Consider the following 2,556-nt stretch of genomic DNA (forward strand, 5'->3'; position numbering starts at 1 on the left):
TCAGAGACAGAAACGCTCCCTGTAAACCGGATGATGGAAGCCGTAACCGGGGATGAATCGCCCCTTTCCTATGTGCAGGCGGCGGTCTGCTTCCATCATCTGCTCGACTACAGCGACCATCCGACGGGTGTCAATGCCTATACCATCATGGATGATGCCTTTGTTCGGGAGCTGGACCTGCTCGGTCAGTGGAAGATGGGCCGTTGGGAAAGAAGCTTCAATCCGATTTTCTTCTATGATTCCCTGCTTCACCCGGCTGTCATCCTGTTTACCTATCACCGGGAAGGGCCGGGGACGATCCAGAAGCATATCCACCGTTTCGCTTATCAATCCTACGCCCTGCAGACGATGCAGCGGACATGGACCTCCCATTCCTGAAACAGGCAGAAGCCTTCCCGGGCTTCTGCCTGTTTTTATGTATTTGTTCAAGATGCATTTTTTTAATGAGAGAGCGGGCTACGTGTAATAGGACGCTTTCCGCGGGGTGGCCGGTGAGCCTTTTTATCGCATTTGCTCTTTAGTCTTCACACCAGAAACTCTCGTTACCTGCTTGAAGGCATAAACCAGGAATAGTTTGTGTTCAGGTGTACGTTCGCTTTCATCTTAGACAAAATCGTTTAACAACATATGCAGCAAGGGATTAGGCTTCTACCTGTTTTCTTCACGTTTCGACTCTAGTTACATAAAATAAAGAAAAATAGACAAAACACTTTTCAAATTTTTACAAATACCTTATGATAGGAGAAATAGTCGAAAAATTGGACACATTTCCCGGGAAATGAAGCGAATGATGAAACTTTTTCGGTTATGTAGCCGTCTAATCTATACAAGATACATAGACTGCCGTCAAAAAAAGTAGTTTTGTCCCGAATGTTTGAGTGAACCGTAGTAGAAAGCTATGTTTGAAAAGGTGGGTAGCATGGATAATTTAAAGGAATTGTTACAGAACATCATTCAGAAGACAGAGAACTCTGAGCTGCTATCATCAAGAGAAGTCATCGACCATATGATTGAAGAATTACAACAACGATAAATAGATAGAAAACAGCGTCCATCCGGACGCTGTTTTCATTTTGCCCTCTTGTTTTTCCGCCATATTTGCTGTACCCCTTCGAGCAGGCTCCCTCGCGTGTAAGTCGATGTAACTATCGAAATTGACGAAAAATAGAGACAACGTTTGACAAAACTCGCCTTCACCTGTGATATAATGTTAGCGTTGTCTCAAAACGAAAGACTAAAAATAGTTAGTGAGGATTTGTATGAACATTTATATAGACTTGACCATTGCTATTCTTTTGTCCATGGCCGTCAGTTATGTGCTGGTTTTTCCGGTCATGAAGCTTGCTGTAAAGTGGAAGATGATGGACTATCCGGAAATGAGAAAAATACATAAAGAAATCACTCCCCGCATGGGAGGGCTGGCGATCTTCGGTGGTACGGCCGCGGGGCTTTTGTACACGCGTCCCGACGTGCCGTATCTTCTGCCAATCTGTATCGGTGGATTCGTCATCGTCCTGACGGGACTGCTTGACGACCGCTTCCAGATCCGCCCGCTCTATAAGCTGGCCGGTCAGGTGATCGCGGCGCTGATCCTGATTTTCTCGGGACTGCAGATCGACGTACTCAGTATACCGTTCATCGGTATGGTGACGCTCAGTGATCCTGTCAGTATCCTCTTGTCGTTCTTCTGGATCATCGGGATAACGAACGCGATCAACTTGATCGACGGTCTCGACGGCCTCGCTGCCGGTGTGTCGACCATATCGCTGATCAGTATAGCGGTCATGGCACTTGCCATCGAGCCGCAGGTCGCGATCGTTTACCTCTGTGTCGTGCTGATCGGTTCGAACATCGGCTTTCTGTTCCATAACTTTTACCCGGCATCGATTTATATGGGCGATACAGGGTCCTTGTTCCTCGGGTATTCGATGGCCGTCATCTCGATGGTCGGTCTGTTCAAGAACGTGACGTTGTTCAGCTTCATCATTCCGATCATCGTGCTTGCGATTCCTGTGTTCGATACGTTGTTCTCGATCCTGCGCAGGCTCATCAACAAGCAGAAGATCATGATGCCGGATAACAAGCATATCCACTATCAGATTCTGGCGGCCGGCTTCAGCCACCGGACGACGGTATTGATCATTTATGCGTTCAGTGCGATTTTCGGTTTCCTGGCACTCTTGTTCTCGCTGACTTCGTTCGGCATATCGTTGATCATTACGATCGTGATTTTGTTCCTGCTTCATCTGTTTGCGGAGATGACGGGTGTGGTATCCGGCGGAAAGCGTCCGGTCATCGGGCTGTTTTCGAGAGGGAAGAAGGAAAAACGAAAAGAAGAAGGTTAAAAGAGCGGGGATTTCCCCCGCTCTTTTTTTCTGCTTGTCAAAGAAGTAGTTTTCATTCCGGCTCACAGGCGACGCTGTTAATCTCCGGGGAAGGCTGCGCTTTCCGCGGGCGGTCGGCGAGCCTCCTCAGAGCTCCGCTCTTCCGGGGTCTCTCCTGTCTCGCTTTTCCCGCAGGAGTCTCCGCCTTCCCTCCGATCAACAGCTGGTGAGT

General features: G+C 48.3%; 2 protein-coding genes. Both read left to right on the plus strand.

All coding sequences use genetic code 11. The features are described 5' to 3' along the window. Window positions 1-378, plus strand: a 378-nt coding sequence (locus tag D479_RS20890; protein WP_008640238.1) for a hypothetical protein, incomplete at its 5' end; no start/stop codon positions are given. An 881-nt stretch (window positions 379-1,259) separates the two neighbouring features. Further along, the gene (locus D479_RS18840; RefSeq protein WP_008640240.1) at window positions 1,260-2,345 is read left to right on the plus strand and encodes an MraY family glycosyltransferase; all 1,086 of its coding nucleotides are present in this window, start codon (window positions 1,260-1,262) and stop codon (window positions 2,343-2,345) included. Window positions 2,346-2,556 lie beyond the last annotated feature (211 nt).

The sequence above is a fragment of the Halobacillus sp. BAB-2008 genome (assembly GCF_000328325.1).
Lineage (GTDB): Bacteria > Bacillota > Bacilli > Bacillales > Halobacillaceae > Halobacillus.